The organism is Viridibacillus sp. KH_047 (assembly GCF_057838945.1).
Window position 1 is genome coordinate 3,044,113 of sequence record NZ_CM174479.1, and the last position, 17,586, is coordinate 3,061,698.

Sequence of the window (17,586 nt, forward strand, 5' to 3'; positions counted from 1 at the left end):
TGTTTTTTGCATTTTTTCGCCTCCTTAAGAGTAACGAATTTGTGGGTTTAAAAATCCATACATTAAGTCCACAACTAAGTTAATAAGTATAAACTCTACCGAAAATAATAAGATTTCAGCTTGGATAATAGGATAATCCCGTGTTGCAATTGCATCGATTAATAATCGACCTAAGCCTGGGAAACTGAATACGGTTTCTGTAACAACTGAGCCCCCCAGTAAAAATCCAAATTGTAATCCAGTCATTGTTATGACAGGTATCATCGCATTTTTTAAAGCATGCCTTTTTACAAGGCTATTTTCTGCAAATCCTTTAGCTCGTCCTGTTCTAATATAGTCTTCTTTTAGTACATCCATTAATGAAGACCTAGAGAATCGGGCAATTATAGCGGCAACCCCAGTTCCAAGCGTAATAGAAGGAAGAATATATCCACGCCAATCTTCTAAACCACCTGTTGGTAACCAACCCAATTTAACAGAGAATAACTGCATTAAAAGTAATCCTAGCCAAAAAGAAGGAATTGAGATCCCTACAACAGCTATCAACATGCCAGTATAATCTTGCCACTTGTTTCTTTTAACTGCAGATACTATTCCTATCAGAATACCTACAATACATGCCCATAACATGCTCCAAAACGTTAACCAAAAAGTAGGTATAAATCTGCCTGCTAATTCATCAAAAACGGGTTTATGTGTCTTTAATGAAGTTCCGAGATCACCCTTCATTAAATTACTGATAAATGTAAAATATTGTTCGTGCATTGGCTTATCTAAACCTAAATCCTTTCGAACCAATTCAATTGTTTCTTTATTTGCATCAGGTCCTGCTACTAAACGAGCGGCATCTCCAGGAATCAAATGTACAAATAAAAAAACGATGATCGTAACAATAAACAATATAGGTATCATTCCTAACAACCTTCGAAGCAAATATTGAAGCATTAATGATCATCTCCTCTAACAGCAAATTGAATAATTAAGCGCTATATAAACTGAATATAGCGCTTAATTTGACTAATTATTCGATTGTTAATTGATCGATAGATAATGAACCATCTGGTAGTAATACCATTCCGTCAATATTCTTTTTCTTCGCAAAAATCGTATCTGGATTAGATACTGCTACCCAAGGAACTTCATTCCATATTGTGCTTTGAATTTCGTTGTAAGCTTTTGTACGTGCTCCCTCATCAGATGTTGCTAGAGCATCTTTTAGTAATTTATTAACCTTCTCATTTGAATAGTAAGAAATATTATAAGAATTCGGAGGGAATGAAGCTCCTCCTAACAATGGGCGAATTCCCCAATCAGCTTCACCTGTTGATGGTGACCATCCGCCGAAGTATAATTCCACCTTAGAATCCTCCGGTTTATCTACTGACCAAAGTGAACTGTCTAAAGTACCGCTTTCCATAGGCACTACTTCTAGATCGATTTTCAATTCAGCTAAAGATTGCTGGATAAATTCCATTGCTTTAATATAATTTGATGAATTAGTCGCCCAAACTTTTGTTTTAAAACCTTTTTCTAATCCTGCCTCTTTTAGTAAAGCTTTTGCTTTTTCTAAATCATATGCAAATGGCTTTTGCTCTGAGTAGAATTTTACTTGCTTGCCGATTACAGACGTAGCCTGGCTTGCATAACCGTTATATACAACCTTGATCAACGCTTCTTTATCAATAGCATAGTTTAATGCTTGTCGAACTCGAATATCATCGAATGGTTTTTTCATCACGTTCATAGATAAGTAATTCACAACAATGGAAGGGTTATTTTCAACAGCCACGTCAGAATTCTTAAGTGACTCAATTTGCTCTGTTGGAACTGGATATACAAAATCTGCCTCTCCTGTTTGAATCATAGCTGTTCTTGCTCCATTTTCAGGAACTGGCTTAAATGTTATAGAGTCTGCCTTTGGACCATCTGCATTCCAATACCCATCGAATTTTTTCACTTTAATAATATCGCTAGAGTCCCAAGATACAAATTCATAGGGTCCCGTTCCTACAGGTCCCTTGCTAACTTCTTTTTTCTTTTCTTCCAGGGATTTCGGACTATGAATCATTGCCGATGGGTGTGCAAAATTATTAATCATTGCAGCAAAAGATTCCTTTAAAGTAAATTTAACAGTGTAATCATCTATAACAGTAGTTTCTTTAATATTAGAAAACAGACTGTATCTTTTTAGAGCGTTGTCTGGATTAGAAATACGGTCAAAATTCACTTTTACAGCATCTGCATTGAAATCCGTACCATCTTGGAATTTAACACCTTTTCTAATCTTAAATGTAAATTCTGTAGCATCATCATTTGCCTCATAACTTTCTGCTAACTTAGGAATCACTTTCATATCCTTGTCAAAACCTAATAACCCTTCCATCATTGTTTTTTGGACAGAGTTATCAAGTGTATTATTAGAATCATGCGGATCTAATGTTACAAAGTTAGAGCCTACAGCTACAACTAAATCTTTTTTTGCACCTGCACCTGAATTGCCTTTTGATGAAGATCCTTCCGATGATTTTTCTCCTGAACAAGCTACTAAAATTAGCGATAAAACCAACAACATACTTAGTAAAATATATGACCTTCTTTTAAACATTAAACGCACTCCCCTTATCATTTTGATGTTATATCATTGGTACGATGAAGCATAAATTTAGGTATCACTGAACCAACTACCTGTTTTCTTACATTTTTTAATGGTGCTTCATGAAATGATTTCAATGATTCTATTTCTTCTTTAGAAACTAGATTTAATTGTTTCAGTACTTCCACGGCTACAGGATAAACTGCCCGACTATTACCATCATCAATCTTAATCGCTATACCAATACCCGTTTCCATATGACCAATGCAATATACTGCCTCAGCACCCGCTTTTCCAAACAATTTGCCTTTTGTTAAGGTCATTAGGCTCGTACAAAATGTATCTGTCCCGCCTACCATCTCAGGAGCTGAAGTCATCGCTTGAATAATTTTTTGACTAGCATGTTGTTTACTTTGAGAGAGCTTCTGCGGGTTTGACATTCGGGCATATCCTAACGCTATGTTATAAAGGGGTAAGCCATGTACTGGTACACCACAACCATCTATACCAATATCAATTTGCTCCCTTGGATATTCACAAACTTCACTAATTGTATCGAGAATTCTTTGCTGGACAGGGTGTTCGAGAAGGAAGTAGTTTTCCAAGTCCTCCCCCATCACTTTTGCTGTTAGGAGCATTCCCGTATGTTTGCCAGAGCAATTATTATATATTGCAGTAATTGGTTTACCTTCCTGCAATAACTTTTTATATTCTTCTTCTATTCTAGGAGGATGCGCACCACACTTTAGGTTGGTAACGCCCATTAAAGCTGTTTCAAGTAAATTTTGTACTCTTTCTGTATGCATTGGTTCCCCTATATGCGATGCACAACAAAGGGAGAGATCTGCATCTTCAAATAAATACGTTTCATCCACTTTTTGTTCAACAATCGGTATAGCTTGTATAGGTTTCATAGATGATCTGGCATATACTTTTTTGTAAGGATCCCCCACCTCATAAAGAAGTTCACCGTGAGAATTTACAATTGCAATATGTCCACTATGTACACTCTCAATAAGCCCACCTCGGATAACATTAACTAATTCTTCACCCATAAAATTACCCCCTTAATAAAAAAATGTATATTGTTCAAAGATTAAATATACATTTTATGTATAATAAAACAAATTTCCCTAGAAGTATATATTTTCGACAAAACCAATGTTTAAATTCCAAAATAATACACTTTTTTTGCAGAATATTCTCACTATTAAGAGGGGTAATTTTATTATTAAAAATAATGGGAGTCTATAAAGCGATGGAAATAAATAAAATGTTGGAATCGTACGTAATGGTAAAACTGAAGGTACAGGGGGCGACATGGAAAGTGTATGGAAGGATTAAATCTAATTTAAAGATAGTTCTTGCTTGTTTGTTTTTTGATGGAATCACTACCTTAGTTATTTATCAGTATCCTTGTCATTATTTTTCTAAATTATCGGAATAGTTATGATAGAATAATAAATACAGGATATATTCTCTGACATACCAGGTATTGATATTAAAATAAAGTACACATCTAGTTGTAAGTCAATATTCTTAAACAGTCTTTTAGTTTAAAATATCTTAGAGAAATCTCATTTCATTCATAAGATGTTGCTACTTTTAAATCTATTTCAGCATCTTATAGATAAACCTACTAAATAAACGGAGTTCATTATATGCAAATTAGAGAATCAGGTTTAGTAAAGCAATGGCAAGCCTTTATAGAAATTACCAAAAACATAGAAAACACTACCGATGTTCAGAAAATAATTGAAGTCGTTATCGATACAATCGATAAAGTAGACGGTGGATTCCTACTTTTATGGGATGCAACACAAGAATCTCTCATTATTGAAGCAGCTGTTAATTTTAAAGAAGAATATTATATTCAGAGTAGGATCGCTCCTGGAGAAGGAATATCCGGCACTGTGTTTAAAACTGGAAAGACATTAGTTATCCATGGTGAAAGCGCAGTAAAGAAAGCAATGAGTAACATGAAAGAACCTAACTATCAATATTACTTAAAGTCTTCCGTGCAGCAAGTTCCAGCGAAAAGCTGCCTTTCAGTACCTATTACTTATAAGGATAAAAAAATAGGTGTCTTAACTTTAGATAATTTCTTCTCAAATGAAGATTTCACTGAAGAAGAAATAGGATTTGTTGAAGCAATTGCTACACAAATTGCAATAGTCTTCATCCTTAGTCAGAATCTTGAGGAAAAAGAAAAACGAGCACAAACTTTGAGCTCAACTTTAGCAACTCACCATAGCTTAAATGAAATTATTTTAAATGCACGTGATACAAAACAGATTATATTATCATTATCTAGTATGATTGAAAAAGAAATTCTGTATTTTGATGCAGATGGTCACTATTTGTTTGGTAGCCATAGTAGTACTAATATGAATCTCCCAACGATAATAGATTGGATAGAACTATCACTTTATCAATTCCCATCAAAAAAACAGTATTTTCAAGTTTCTTTGCCCAATAAAATGGCTGGATATATTTTTAAAATATCCTCTTTATATGGTATAACCGGTTATCTTTTAGTTATTTGCCCAGCAAATTCTTTAGATATCTATTCAAAATTAACACTATCCCATGGCACTGCAATAATGGCTATTGAACAAATGAAAGAGCAAAAATTTTTAGAGTCGAAAGTCCAAGAAAGAATGGCACTCTTTCAACAATTACTGATTGGTCAATCAGATCAATCATTTAACACAATGCTTGATGATACATACTTTCAGGCATACTGCTTACTTTCTTATAAACAGGAAGATTTTAACGAGACGAATTATGCAAACCTACTAAATCTAGAGACACAATATCAAAATAAATTTCAACCAATCGGGAACTGCATATTTTTCCCACATAAAGATTCTTTAATTATTTTAATTGCTTTAAGAGATCGACATGAGAACATCGAAAATTCCCTTAATAAATATATTACTCTACAAAATAATGAACGAATTTTAATTGGTCGAATTATCACTAATATTGGAGGGATATTATCATCTTATCAGGATCTAGAACTTTTACAGAATACTCAACACTTAGTAGATGGAACAATTATTTCATATAAAAAACTTGGAATATATCGTTATCTACTATCCATGTCTTCTATTGAAAAACAATATTTTATCGAGGAAATTTTAAATCCTATTTTACCCGCTCAAGATAACAAACTTAATAAGAACGACTTATTAGAGACACTTATTAATTATTTTCATTGTCATAAAAATGTCGCTCAAACTGCAGAACGAATGCATATGCATCAAAACACAGTCTACTATAGAATCCAACAAATAGAAGAAAAACTTCAACTTGATTTAAACGATAGTCAACATTCTATGAATATACAAGCTGCTTTATTTTTATATAAACAGCAACCATAAAAAATCCACGAGACTATAACTCTCGTGGATTTTCATTTTTATACATTGTATTAGTTGTTCTTGTTTTCAACCATATATTTCAATGTTGCAGCTCCTAAAGTATTTGCAGCTATTAACATAGAACGCTCATCAATATTAAATTTAGGATGATGATGAGGGAAAACCTCTTCCCAATTCGGATCTTTCGCACCTGTAAAGAAGAAGGTACCAGGGACATGATTTAGATAATAGGCAAAGTCTTCACCACCCATTACCGGCTCACAAACACGAAGTTCATCCACACCTGGAACTTGTGGTGCTAAGTCCATAATGAATTCCGTTTCTTTCGTATGATTCACAACAGCAGGATACCCTCGTACAAAATTATATTCATAATCGGCTTTTGTTAAATAACATGAAGCTTTTAATACTTCTTCAATTTCTTTTTCCAATAAATCGCGTGTATCCTCATCAAATGTACGAACAGTACCTTTCATGTAAACAGAATCTGCGATTACATTAAAAGGATTTAGTGCTTCAATATGTCCTATTGAAACTACTGCTGGTTTAATCGGATCTACACGGCGAGCCACTAGTTGCTGTAGATTTGTGATAAATTGAGCAGCAATAACGATTGAATCTTTTGTATTACTTGGATCAGAGCCATGTCCGCCCTTTCCTTTTATAGTAATATAGATGCCATCAGCCGCTGCCATTAAAGGACCATCTTTTATCATAATATTCCCTAATGGTTCAGGAGCCCATAAATGTGTACCGAATATAACGTCTACTCCGTCTAAACAACCATCTTCTATCATTGCAATTGCCCCACCAGGAGCAAGTTCTTCAGCGTGTTGGTGGATAAATACGATCGTTCCTTCCAACTCAGCTTGAAGCTTATTTAATACTTTGGCTAATACTAAAAGTGTTGCCGTATGTCCGTCATGTCCACATGCATGCATAACGCCATCTACTTTAGATTTATAAGGGACATCATTTAGTTCTTGAATCGCTAAAGCATCAAAGTCTGCTCGAAGTGCGACAGTTTTACCTGGTTTTGCACCATGCAATTTTGCAACTACACCTCGACCGCCTACACCTTCAGTTACTTCATGTCCAAGGTTACGATGATATTCAGCAATATATTTTGGCGTATTTACTTCTTCGAAAGATAATTCCGGATTTTCATGTAGGAAACGTCTAATCTCTATCATTTCACCATAATTCTCTTTCAATAAATCATATAATTTTTCCATTTAAATTCCCTCACTTTAAGTAAATTGAATCACCAGGTCCTAGTGGCAATCCTAATAAGAACCAAATACTAAATAATATAATCCAGCCAATAGCAAAGATAACTGAGTATGGTAATAAAGCAGAAATCAATGTTCCCATACCGATATTCTTGTCATATCTTTTGGCAAATGCTAATAATATTGCAAAATAAGCAAGCATTGGTGTGATTGGATTTGTAATAGAATCTCCTACACGATAAACTACTTGTGTTAAAGCTGGACTATAATCTAAATACATGAACATTGGAACAAAAATTGGTGCTAATAATGCCCATTTAGCAGAAGCACTTGCAATTAACATATTTATACTTGCGCATATTACTATAAAACCAACTATCATTGGTAAACCTGTAAAATTCATCGATTGTAATGTTTCTGCGCCTTTAATTGCCATTATCGGACCAATATTACTCCAACCAAAATAAGCAATCATTTGAGCAGCTACAAAAGCTAGTACGATAAAGGAAGCCATATCTGCAACTGACTTAACCATTTTTTCTGCAACATCTTTGTCACTCTTAATATTCTTTGTGACAATCCCATAAGCTAATGCCGGTAACAAGAAAAAGAATAACATTATTGGTACAAGCCCAGTCATAAATGGCGATGATAAGAATCCACCTGTTTCAGGGTCACGTAAAATACCATTAGATGGTACAACAGTAATTAATAGAATAATAACATATATTGCTGTGACAATACCTGCCCATTTCAAACCTTTATTTTCAATAGGTGTAATGGGATCTAGTTTTTCTGTCTTACCTTTAAATTCACCAAATCGTGGAATCGTAAATTTATGTGCTACAAATGTTCCTAAACCTACTAAAACAAATGTTGAAGCAATTAGGAAATAATAGTTCATCGTTGCACGACCACTATAGCCAGGATCCACTAGCTGTGCTGCCGTTTCTGTTATTCCAAGTAACAAAACATCAATTGAACTAATTAATAAGTTAGCACTGTAGCCTCCTGCAATCGAAGCATATGTAAGAATTAACCCTGCTAGTGGATTACGTCCTATACTCATGAAAATTAAAGCAGCAATTGGTGGTAGTACTATAAATGCAGCATCAGCTGCAATATTCCCAACCAAGCCTGTTAATATTAAAAATGGAATAATTAATTTTTGCGGAGCACTCATAACAGATTTTTTCATCAATGCGGCGATTAATCCTGATTGCTCTGCTAGACCAATACCGAGCATTGAAACTATAACCATTCCTAGAGGAGGAAATGATGTAAAGTTTGATTGCATTTCATTTAATATACGGATTAATCCTTCTTGGTTAAGTAAATTAATAACTGCAATTTTCTCATCTGTTCCGGGTTTCACAGCCGAAACATTGAACTTCGCCAATACCCATGACATTCCTAATATTAATAATGACATAATAGCAAAGAGTGTCACAGGATCGGGTAATTTATTTCCTGCTTTCTCTACTCCATCTAAAAATCGTTCAATTATCTTCTTTTTTGGCTTTTCGCTCATCGTTTTCGTCATCGGGAACCCCCTTTTCTGAATATTTAAATGATAATGAATAATTAATGATATTGATATAGTGTAAAATATGAAATTTACTTATTGTTTTTGGAGATTTCTACAAAAGGTTAATAAAATATACCTTCATTCATAATTTTGAACATCTAAATAAGAAATAGATAACAATAAATTGTGATTTTTTACTAATAAAATTAATGAAAATCCAAAATCATCTATTAACTTCCATCAAACTTGTGCATTTTAGGTCTTCCACTGAAATCCTAGGTGTTTCATAAACTCTTAATACCATTTCAATATTTTTCGATTAAGTAACATTTAAGAGCTTTTATGGCAGTTTAATTAGCTTGTATATATACTGTCTCCTTTTAATCACTCTAACATTACATACATACATAATTAATGTATTTGTAACCATAAAATTACTAATTAGTGATAAGCTAAATTAGCAACATAAATCAATAAAAAGGGGCGAAAGCATGGAGATTATTAATAATTATGAGGATTTAAAAAATATGTTAGATAGTTTACTACGCGAACCCGAACAATTTTGGGATGAGTTTTATTCAGATCGTGAAAAGAGGATTCCCTTTTTTGAAAACAAACCTGATGAAAACCTAGTCAGTTATTTTGACCGACAACTTTTAAACTCTGGAAATGCATTAGAGTTGGGATGTGGACCAGGTAGAAATGCAATATACCTAACTGAAAAAGGATATAAAGTAGATGCAGTAGACTTATCTATTGAATCGTTAAAATGGGCTAAGGACAGAACGATTGAAAAAAATATTACAATCAATTTTATAAATCAAAATATTTTCGATTTAAATATCAAAGATTCAGAATATGATCTAGTTTATGATTCAGGTTGTTTTCATCATATTGCACCACATAGGAGAATGGATTACATAGATTTAATTAAAAAATCGCTTAAGCATAACGGTTACTTTGCTATTTCCTGTTTTATCGAAGATGGACCAATAGGAGGTTCTAGTATTTCAGATTGGGAAGTGTATAGGATAAAAAGTTTACAAGGCGGTTTAGGATTTACAGAAGAAAAGCTAAGAAGGATTTTCCATGACTTTGAGTGTATTGAAGTACGAAATATGAAAGTTGCTGAATCAAATGAACCCGTTTTTGGTGTTGCTGGATTACTCACTGCTATCTTTCAGAAAAAGGTCTGAAATCAAAAAATAAAAAAGTCTCTCCTTTTAGAGAGACTTTTTGACGATTTTCGCTATTAAACTTGTACTAATCTGATCTTATTTGCTACACGCTCAGTTAGCATAGTTGTTGCTTTTGGTAATACCGCTTTGAATACTGGATTTAAAACGGGTGCAACTAAACCACCAGCGTTTACTTCTAAGAAACCGACCATTTCAGTTTTTTCTGCTTCTAATGCTGTCGCTTCAAAATATCCATTTCCTGTAAATTTATCTGTTAAACCAATGAGGTTAAATGTAATTTTAGTTGGTTCTATCCAATCAATAATATCTATTTGTACTTTTACAGTTTTTTTCAAGACACCGACATTTCCAGCAAATGTCCAAGTAGATTGACGATCATTAATGATTTCATGTTCTCTATATCCAGGCACAAGTGTTGCCCATTTCTCCATATTGCTTACAAAATCCCAAACTTCCGTCGCTGGCAATGGAATTTCTACTGCGTGTGATGCTGTTGCCATAATCGTTCACTACTTTCTCTATTCAATATTTACAATTACTAGTATAGCGAAAATCTCTCAAATAATCGACAAATTAATACATATCCAAAGTACTTTTTATCCTTATTTTTGATTAATAAGTAAAATAACATTATAGCTACAATAGCATATTTATAAGTTTTTCAACAATAAAATCCTCATCCTTCATGACTTAATACCTAAAAACTTAAATCGTCATCAAATATTAATTGACGATGAATTAACACACGATAGCCAATTGCCACCTAACACTATTTATCTTGAATCAAAAAGATAATGTTTTAATGTACTCCAATATAATATTTGCCTATTAATCTCTATAATCATTTCGCTGCTAGAATTCTATTCTCCCTAGTCATTTACCCTATTATTTTATAAATAAACCAAAAATCTCAACGTTTTGCGTCAAGGTCTTTTTTCAAGTGTAAAGGTTAAGTCAAAATCAATAAGAAACATAAAGCCCCATTGCCTGTTTGAAAACCGTCTTTCCACCCTTCCAAAAGTGTACATTTTGTAATTAAGTCGTATCCACACCTGGACTCATAATACCAAAAAGAGTCCTTGGATATGTAAGTACGATTAGTGAGGACTATTTTACATATCTAAATAAAAGAAAAATCGTTTTATTGTATTATTTTTCTAATAAAAAAGCTCTTTAATGATCTAAGAGCTTTTAGGCTTGTTTAATTTACACCCGAGACACGGCCAAATCCCACTAAATATTGGTTCCACCAATCTAAGGATTCAACAACGACACCGTTATTTTGTGCATCTAGCATTCTATTATTCCCTAAGTATATTCCAACGTGTGCAACGCCTGAACCGTAACTGAAGAATACTAAATCCCCAGCTTTCGCACTACTACGGTCAATTTTTTTAGTTGCTAAATATTGCTGTGCAGCTGTTCTTGGAAGTGAGTATCCTGCTTGCTTGAATGACCATTGTGTCAAACCTGAACAATCAAACCCTGAAGATGGATTGCTCCCACCCCATACGTAAGAAGTACCTAAATATTTACTAGCTTCTGCAATAGCAGCTGTTGCAGCTTGTGAACCTGAAACATTCGGTGCGGATTGATTTCCATCGTCTGGACTACCACCATTATTACCATTTCCAGCATTATTTCCATTATCAACATTACTATCATCGCTAACAAATTGTGTATTCTGAAGGTCTTTTAACTTCTGAGCTTCTTTTTCCTTTTCTTTCAACTCTTTTGCAATACGTTCTTCCTCTTTTTTAGAGGCAATTTGTTTTTTAAGCTCTAATGATTTTACTTTATTTTCAGCCTTTTTTGTTTCAAGTGCATTTTCTTCCTCTTGCATTTGTTGGAATTGTTTTTGCAATTTTGCTTTTGTTTTTTCTAAATCATCTTTTTGATCAGCCAATTTTTGTTTATCATCTTCTTGTTCTTCTAACAAGTTTTGATCTGCATCAATAATTGTTTTAACACTCATTGCTCTACTAACTAAATCTGTAATACTGTCAGAACCAAGCACTGCCTCTATGTATGGGCTAACTGTGCTATCATTTTTTTGATAGGCTTTAAGCCGATCATCGATAATTTCAGAACGATTTTCGATTCGCTTTTCAGTTTCTACAATAGATGCATTAACTTTTTTTAAGTCTTTTTGTGTTACTTTGTAGTCTTCCATCTTTTTTTGTAATTTCTTTTTTAAATCTTTAATCTCATTATCTAACTTTTTGATTTTCTTATCTATCTTAACTTTTTTTTGTGTCATTTCTTGTGATGTTGCTGCATCTGCTTGTAGAGGTTGCGCGATGTACATAAAACCGCTTGTTAACGCTAATGTCATAACCGCTGTGCGGCCCCATTTCGTATTCATCTTCAAACTTAGTCAACTCATTTCTCTAATCATTATTTCATACTCCAAATTTCTCACTCGTTTATTCTACCATGCCTTGTAAAAAATGGGCGCTGAATATCCTAACCTTAATAAAAGCGTAATTCGTGTCATGTTTTTGTAACAATTAGATAATTTTGTCACCTTAGTCGATACCCTACACATCTATTTAATAAATGCTTTATAAAGTGATTACATTTATCGACAAGTAGCTATACTGTTTTTAACTATTAATGGTTATTTTACCGAGAATTTGATGTATGCTATTATTTCTAATATATTTTGAAAGGATGATTACCTAAATGAAGTATGCATTGATTGGAGATTTGCACTCGTGTTTTGAAGATACTAACGCAGTTTTAAAACATATAAATGAAACGGCTGAAGATGCCACAATCATTGGTTTAGGTGATTTATTTGAATGTAAAATAGGAAAAAAAAGAGCAAAAAACATTAGGGGTCTAGCATTTGAAGACGCTGCTGAGCATTCAGAGCACTTTAGCAATTTGTTACAGTTTCCTTCTGTACGAGGAAATCAGGAAGAACGTATTATGCAAGTAACGGGACTTCACACTTTCCAAGAGCTTCCAGAGACACTTAATATCGATGGTGCACACATTATACATGGACATCAATTTAAGTGGTCGTTAGATTGGAAGCCCCTGTTTACAGAAGCTAAACAATCCGTCTTCTTTTTTGGTCATAGCCATGATTCCGCATTTTATAAAAAAGGGAAAAGAAAATCGTTTACTTATGGTAAACCTATTCAATTGAAAGAAAAAAAATATGGTGTTAATGTTGGTGCTGTAATAGAGTCCAGAGAATGGTGTTTATATGATTCAACAGCACGAACTGTTACATTTATGAAGGCACAACAAATGAAAAAGCACTCAAGTTAGTATATTAACTTGGGTGCTTCTCTTATGCCAGAAATTATTAGTTAGCGATTGACCAATCAATTTGATCAAGGAAATCCGTTACATCTTCACACACTTTATCGCGTTCTTTACCTGTTGTAATGATGTGCCCAGATTCTTTATACCAGATGATATCTTTTTCTTCTGCATCAACTTGTTCATAGATAAATGGTGCACTTTCCTGGTAAATCGGTGCATCTAAAGCACCTTGCATAACTAATGTCGGTGCTGTGATTTCATGTAAGTCTTCACAAGTTTCTTCTGTGATTTTTTGAATATCATTTAATGAGCCTTTTGGAGTTGCTTTTAAACTTTCAAGTTCAGCAATGATTTGTTCTCTTGTTTTTCCTTCAAATGATTTATATATTTTAGCATAGTCATATAGACGATCAAAAAGCCCATCAGTATTTTCACGTTTGATTGGTGCGCACATTGATACTACGCCTTTTACAGGGAACTCTTCACCTACGCGTAATGAGAATACTGCACCAAGCGAAATTCCAACTACTGCAATTTCTTCGTATCCCTGGTCTTTTAAATGGTTATAGCCTGCAACAACATCATTCCACCAGTCTTCAGGACCTGTCTCAAGCAATTCTTCAGGTGATCCACCATGTCCTTTATACATTGGTGCATGAACTGTATATCCTCGATCTTGCAAATGTTTTCCTAATCTCTTTACATCCTTTGTACTTCCTGTAAAGCCATGAAGTAATAATACTGCTTTACTTCCTCCTTCAAGTGTAAAAGATTTAGGTGCGACTAGTTTCATTTTGACTATCTCCTTTGTAATCGACAAGTAATTAATTTCTGGCTTTCGCCATTCCGTTTATGTAAAACATACTTAATTTAATTTTCTTTTAAAAATTCTTTAAGACATTAGAAATGTTTGCATTTCTATGTAAAGACTGATTTCTTCAACAAAATATCCCCTTAAAAATGTCAATATTTTTGTTGTGTCTATTTTATGTCTACCTCATATTAACATTGACGATTAATAATGTATAATTTATAATTCTTATCATTATCATGCATAAAAGGTATCAATTGATTTATTATAAAAAAGGTGGTCTATTTATGGAATGGCAACAACTCGAATACTTCCAAAAACTAGCTAATATCCAACATATGACCCGTGCAGCTGAGCTTTTATCTATATCACAACCTGCACTTAGTCGCTCAATCGCACGTCTTGAAGATGAGTTAGGAGTACCATTATTTGAAAGACAAGGACGTTCTATTATTTTAAATCGTTACGGTGCTATGTTTTTAAAACGTGTAAATAATATTATGCAGGAATATCAGGATGGCTTACATGAAATTCAAGAGCTCGTCGACCCTAATCAAGGTGAAGTTTCACTAGGCTTCTTACATACACTAGGTACAAATGTAGTACCTGATTTAATACGTCTATTCCGCAAAGAATTCCCTGATATCCATTTTCAACTTATTCAAAATCATACACATACACAATTGAAGCAATTAAAATCAGGTGAGCTTGATCTGTCCTTACTAGCAGCGATGGAAGTCGAAAAACCTATTCAATGGACTGAATTATGGCGAGATGAGTTGTATCTGATTGTGCCGATTTATCATCCACTAGCTATGAAAAAGAGTATTACACTTAAAGAACTAGCTGATGAATCATTTATTTTGTTAAAAAAAGGGTACGCTTTACGCATTACGGTTGATGAAATTTTCGAGAAGGTCGGGATTACACCTAAAATCACCTTTGTAGGTGATGAGGTAGGGACTGTTGCAGGGTTTGTTGCAAATGGACTTGGCTTTTCATTGTTACCGGACGGTGAGGAAATTAATCCTAGGAAAATCGCTAAAATTCATATCAGTGATGTGAAATGTGAACGTATTATTGGCATGGCCTGGGCAGAGGGGCGCTATTTATCTCCTGCAGCAAAGCAATTTCAAAAATTCATACTCGATTTCTTTGAGGTACGAAAAAAAGCAGTAAAAGAGCATAAATAGGCTCTTTTGCTGCTTTTACTTTGGTATAAAAATAGATTCAACTTCAATAATCTCTATTATTATATTAACTCAACTATTAGTTCTACTATTTCTCCTTCATGTTCTTCTAATAATTCCAAGATATCTTGATCCTCTATATAAAAATCATTGGCAAATTTATTGCCACCATAACCATCTTTCCCTTCAAAATAGAAGATTTCAGCTGTACCTCTATATTCTTGTGATTGAGACTTTTGCAGATGTAGGTTCATTTGAACGTCTTCCCCATCAAAATCAATAAAGTATTTTGCAAGCGCAGTTTTATCTATGTAAAGGATATTCGGTCCTTTCATTTTTTGAATAATAATTGTTCCTTTTAAAGTCGACATCTTAAATTCCTTTCTGCTTCCTTGGCATATTAAACGGATAAAAGGCTGCCATTGTATGGGAGATCCCCACATTTGGCAGCCTTCTATAAATTTGTTTAAGCGAATACTTCGCCGATTTTTGCTAAACGTTCTTTTACTTCTACCTCAGTTAAACCATTACGAGGGATATAGCGGTTACGAGGATGTACACGGCATTCATGAGTACAGCCACCTAAATGCTTATCTTCATTTTCTTTTGAAGCGATAATTTGCTTGTTACATTCAGGGTTTGAACAATTAATATAACGTTCACAAGGTTCGCCATCAAAATGATCACGACCTACGATTACATGCTCAACTTGATTCACGGGAACAGTTAAACGCTCGTCGAAAACGTAACATTGACCGTCCCAAAGCTGACCTTTAGCTACAGGGTCTTTTCCGTAAGTAACGATACCACCGTGTAATTGACTCACATCTTCAAAACCTTCACGTTTTAACCAACCTGAGAATTTCTCACAACGGATACCACCAGTACAGTAAGTTAAAATTTGCTTACCTTCTAGTAGTTCTTTATTGTCGCGAATCCAGTCTGGTAAATCGCGGAACGTTTCGATATCTGGGCGAATCGCACCTTTGAAGTGGCCTACATCAAATTCGTACGTATTACGTGCATCAACGATTACTGTATTCTCTTCTTGCATCTTCTCTAAGAATTCTGCAGGCTCTAAATAATTACCTGTAATTTCATGTGGGTTAACATCGTCTTCTAGGCTTAAATTTACAAGCTCAGGTCTTGGACGTACATGCATTTTCTTGAAAGCATGTTGTTCTGATTCATCAATTTTGAAAACGATACCGTCAAAGCGAGGATCAGCTTTCATATGAGCCATATAAGCATCTGTTTGTTCCACATTTCCTGAGACTGTTCCGTTAATACCTTCTGAAGCGACTAAAATACGACCTTTTAACTCAATTGATTTACAGTATGCTAAATGCTCTGCAGCAAATGCTTCTGGGTCTTTAATCGTTGTGTAAAAATAATAAAGTAAAACGCGGTAATTCAATGTTGTTTCCACCTATCGTGTATATTTGCAAGATATAGTTATAGGGTTTTAATGTATAGCATTATTCTTGCATTTGTTGTTTTATAGTACTTTTCAAAAAAAAGCACTTTTATCATTATACATCATTATTTCATTTTATGCTGTGGGAACAATTGAAGAAATCACATTGGATTAGATAATAATTAATTTCAAATCATTAAACAAAAGTTCTGCTACAGTTTTTCATCATATAATTTATTTTCTTTGTCCTTTAGAATTTAAATTTTTTACGTTCTTTCATTATTAGTTTACATGGTATTCACCATACTATTCCTTATCTTTATGCACTGTATTCATAGCATGATTTGATCATTCGTCTTTACTTTTATAAGCCTTTTATCTGCTAAAATTTCTACCATTACAGCATTATCTATATAATTACATCGGCTTTCTTTTTTACAATTTATTATTATCATAAAAAAGCAATGAGGTACAGGACCCCATTGCTAATTGATATTACATTCAAATATTCTGCTCTTCATAAGAATATTGCGTCAAACGAATAGCGACTTTACGTAACATTAAATCTACGAAAAAGAAAACGCTCCCTAAAATAAAGCCAGCAGTAGCAGCTGTTATTATTTGAAGATACCAAACTCCACCTTGTGAGTAATAAGCAAATGTAATCGGAATGACTATACCTGTTCCGAAAGCCATATGCAATAACAGCGAGTAACCTCTCACATTCATTTTACGTTCCGCTATTCTATCTGCTATATATGAAGCCAATAAACCGTACGTAAATATAATCGGAACAACATATACGGTTAATGCAAATGCACTGTGTAGAAAATGTTCATCTGCTTGCATAAATAAAAAAGGTATTATAAAGAAGGAAATAATCGATGTAAAAAAAGCGCTTAATAGTTTTCTTTCAGCCATTCACATACATCCTTTCTTTTCTTGGAAGTT

The 17,586-nt window shown here is 33.8% G+C and carries 15 protein-coding genes; 4 read left to right on the plus strand and 11 right to left on the minus strand.

What is annotated here, in order from left to right:
* Nucleotides 1–24: 24 nt before the first annotated feature.
* The 3 genes from gsiC to AC3IS5_RS15045 form a co-directional block, all read right to left on the minus strand.
* Entirely contained in the window at nucleotides 25–945 is a 921-nt protein-coding gene (gsiC, locus tag AC3IS5_RS15035) for a glutathione ABC transporter permease GsiC (protein WP_489425144.1), read from the minus strand.
* Nucleotides 946–1,021: 76 nt separating this feature from the next.
* Complete coding sequence (locus AC3IS5_RS15040; RefSeq protein WP_489425145.1) at nucleotides 1,022–2,605, minus strand: glutathione ABC transporter substrate-binding protein; 1,584 nt, start codon at nucleotides 2,603–2,605, stop codon at nucleotides 1,022–1,024.
* A 17-nt stretch (nucleotides 2,606–2,622) separates the two neighbouring features.
* A complete protein-coding gene (locus AC3IS5_RS15045) occupies nucleotides 2,623–3,648 on the minus strand; it encodes an asparaginase (RefSeq protein ID WP_489425146.1) in 1,026 nt (341 codons plus the stop codon).
* 606 nt (nucleotides 3,649–4,254) lie between these two features.
* Between AC3IS5_RS15045 and AC3IS5_RS15050 the strand changes: the two genes are divergently transcribed.
* Nucleotides 4,255–5,979 (plus strand): helix-turn-helix domain-containing protein, encoded by a 1,725-nt coding sequence (locus tag AC3IS5_RS15050; protein ID WP_489425147.1) that lies wholly within the window; start codon nucleotides 4,255–4,257, stop codon nucleotides 5,977–5,979.
* A 50-nt stretch (nucleotides 5,980–6,029) separates the two neighbouring features.
* On the opposite strand, the gene AC3IS5_RS15055 is transcribed toward AC3IS5_RS15050, so the two are convergent.
* Both AC3IS5_RS15055 and AC3IS5_RS15060 read right to left on the minus strand, forming a co-directional pair.
* The gene (locus AC3IS5_RS15055; protein WP_489425148.1) at nucleotides 6,030–7,214 is read right to left on the minus strand and encodes an amidohydrolase; all 1,185 of its coding nucleotides are present in this window, start codon (nucleotides 7,212–7,214) and stop codon (nucleotides 6,030–6,032) included.
* A 10-nt stretch (nucleotides 7,215–7,224) separates the two neighbouring features.
* A complete protein-coding gene (locus AC3IS5_RS15060; protein WP_489425149.1) occupies nucleotides 7,225–8,754 on the minus strand; it encodes an AbgT family transporter in 1,530 nt (509 codons plus the stop codon).
* A 476-nt stretch (nucleotides 8,755–9,230) separates the two neighbouring features.
* Here AC3IS5_RS15060 and AC3IS5_RS15065 point away from each other — a divergent pair, with 476 nt between their 5' ends.
* On the plus strand, nucleotides 9,231–9,935 hold the full coding sequence (locus AC3IS5_RS15065) for a class I SAM-dependent methyltransferase (protein WP_489425150.1): 705 nt from the start codon (nucleotides 9,231–9,233) through the stop codon (nucleotides 9,933–9,935).
* A gap of 56 nt (nucleotides 9,936–9,991) precedes the next feature.
* On the opposite strand, the gene AC3IS5_RS15070 is transcribed toward AC3IS5_RS15065, so the two are convergent.
* Together AC3IS5_RS15070 and AC3IS5_RS15075 are read right to left on the minus strand one after the other, a co-directional pair.
* Nucleotides 9,992–10,438 (minus strand): SRPBCC family protein, encoded by a 447-nt coding sequence (locus AC3IS5_RS15070; protein ID WP_038190892.1) that lies wholly within the window; start codon nucleotides 10,436–10,438, stop codon nucleotides 9,992–9,994.
* Nucleotides 10,439–11,139: 701 nt separating this feature from the next.
* Nucleotides 11,140–12,303, minus strand: coding sequence for a C40 family peptidase (locus tag AC3IS5_RS15075; RefSeq protein WP_489427910.1), 1,164 nt, complete (start codon nucleotides 12,301–12,303; stop codon nucleotides 11,140–11,142).
* A 320-nt stretch (nucleotides 12,304–12,623) separates the two neighbouring features.
* Here AC3IS5_RS15075 and AC3IS5_RS15080 point away from each other — a divergent pair, with 320 nt between their 5' ends.
* Nucleotides 12,624–13,220: a metallophosphoesterase family protein gene (locus AC3IS5_RS15080; protein ID WP_489425151.1), complete on the plus strand. Its 597-nt coding sequence runs from the start codon at nucleotides 12,624–12,626 to the stop codon at nucleotides 13,218–13,220.
* A gap of 37 nt (nucleotides 13,221–13,257) precedes the next feature.
* Here AC3IS5_RS15080 and AC3IS5_RS15085 read toward each other — a convergent pair whose 3' ends face one another.
* Complete coding sequence (locus AC3IS5_RS15085; protein WP_489425152.1) at nucleotides 13,258–14,010, minus strand: alpha/beta hydrolase; 753 nt, start codon at nucleotides 14,008–14,010, stop codon at nucleotides 13,258–13,260.
* 305 nt (nucleotides 14,011–14,315) lie between these two features.
* Between AC3IS5_RS15085 and AC3IS5_RS15090 the strand changes: the two genes are divergently transcribed.
* On the plus strand, nucleotides 14,316–15,221 hold the full coding sequence (locus tag AC3IS5_RS15090; RefSeq protein WP_489425153.1) for a LysR family transcriptional regulator: 906 nt from the start codon (nucleotides 14,316–14,318) through the stop codon (nucleotides 15,219–15,221).
* A 59-nt stretch (nucleotides 15,222–15,280) separates the two neighbouring features.
* Here AC3IS5_RS15090 and AC3IS5_RS15095 read toward each other — a convergent pair whose 3' ends face one another.
* From AC3IS5_RS15095 to AC3IS5_RS15105, 3 genes are all read right to left on the minus strand, one after another.
* Nucleotides 15,281–15,589, minus strand: coding sequence for a hypothetical protein (locus AC3IS5_RS15095; RefSeq protein WP_489425154.1), 309 nt, complete (start codon nucleotides 15,587–15,589; stop codon nucleotides 15,281–15,283).
* Between the two features lie 95 nt (nucleotides 15,590–15,684).
* Nucleotides 15,685–16,647, minus strand: a complete 963-nt coding sequence (gene trhO, locus AC3IS5_RS15100) for an oxygen-dependent tRNA uridine(34) hydroxylase TrhO (protein ID WP_489425155.1) — start codon at nucleotides 16,645–16,647, stop codon at nucleotides 15,685–15,687.
* Nucleotides 16,648–17,136: 489 nt separating this feature from the next.
* Nucleotides 17,137–17,556 carry a hypothetical protein gene (locus AC3IS5_RS15105; protein WP_489425156.1) on the minus strand — a complete coding sequence of 140 codons (420 nt, stop codon included), beginning with the start codon at nucleotides 17,554–17,556 and terminating at the stop codon, nucleotides 17,137–17,139.
* Nucleotides 17,557–17,586: the final 30 nt, after the last annotated feature.

What these genes read in the sequence shown, in the direction of transcription:
- AC3IS5_RS15050 (WP_489425147.1), top strand. Translation starts at nt 4,255, where the DNA reads ATGCAAATTAGAGAATCAGGTTTAGTAAAGCAATGGCAAGCCTTTATA.
- gsiC (WP_489425144.1), bottom strand. Translation starts at nt 945, where the DNA reads ATGCTTCAATATTTGCTTCGAAGGTTGTTAGGAATGATACCTATATTG.
- AC3IS5_RS15065 (WP_489425150.1), top strand. Translation starts at nt 9,231, where the DNA reads ATGGAGATTATTAATAATTATGAGGATTTAAAAAATATGTTAGATAGT.
- AC3IS5_RS15075 (WP_489427910.1), bottom strand. Translation starts at nt 12,303, where the DNA reads ATGAATACGAAATGGGGCCGCACAGCGGTTATGACATTAGCGTTAACA.
- AC3IS5_RS15070 (WP_038190892.1), bottom strand. Translation starts at nt 10,438, where the DNA reads ATGGCAACAGCATCACACGCAGTAGAAATTCCATTGCCAGCGACGGAA.
- AC3IS5_RS15085 (WP_489425152.1), bottom strand. Translation starts at nt 14,010, where the DNA reads ATGAAACTAGTCGCACCTAAATCTTTTACACTTGAAGGAGGAAGTAAA.
- AC3IS5_RS15095 (WP_489425154.1), bottom strand. Translation starts at nt 15,589, where the DNA reads ATGTCGACTTTAAAAGGAACAATTATTATTCAAAAAATGAAAGGACCG.
- AC3IS5_RS15040 (WP_489425145.1), bottom strand. Translation starts at nt 2,605, where the DNA reads ATGTTTAAAAGAAGGTCATATATTTTACTAAGTATGTTGTTGGTTTTA.
- AC3IS5_RS15055 (WP_489425148.1), bottom strand. Translation starts at nt 7,214, where the DNA reads ATGGAAAAATTATATGATTTATTGAAAGAGAATTATGGTGAAATGATA.
- AC3IS5_RS15060 (WP_489425149.1), bottom strand. Translation starts at nt 8,754, where the DNA reads ATGACGAAAACGATGAGCGAAAAGCCAAAAAAGAAGATAATTGAACGA.
- AC3IS5_RS15090 (WP_489425153.1), top strand. Translation starts at nt 14,316, where the DNA reads ATGGAATGGCAACAACTCGAATACTTCCAAAAACTAGCTAATATCCAA.
- AC3IS5_RS15105 (WP_489425156.1), bottom strand. Translation starts at nt 17,556, where the DNA reads ATGGCTGAAAGAAAACTATTAAGCGCTTTTTTTACATCGATTATTTCC.
- AC3IS5_RS15080 (WP_489425151.1), top strand. Translation starts at nt 12,624, where the DNA reads ATGAAGTATGCATTGATTGGAGATTTGCACTCGTGTTTTGAAGATACT.
- AC3IS5_RS15045 (WP_489425146.1), bottom strand. Translation starts at nt 3,648, where the DNA reads ATGGGTGAAGAATTAGTTAATGTTATCCGAGGTGGGCTTATTGAGAGT.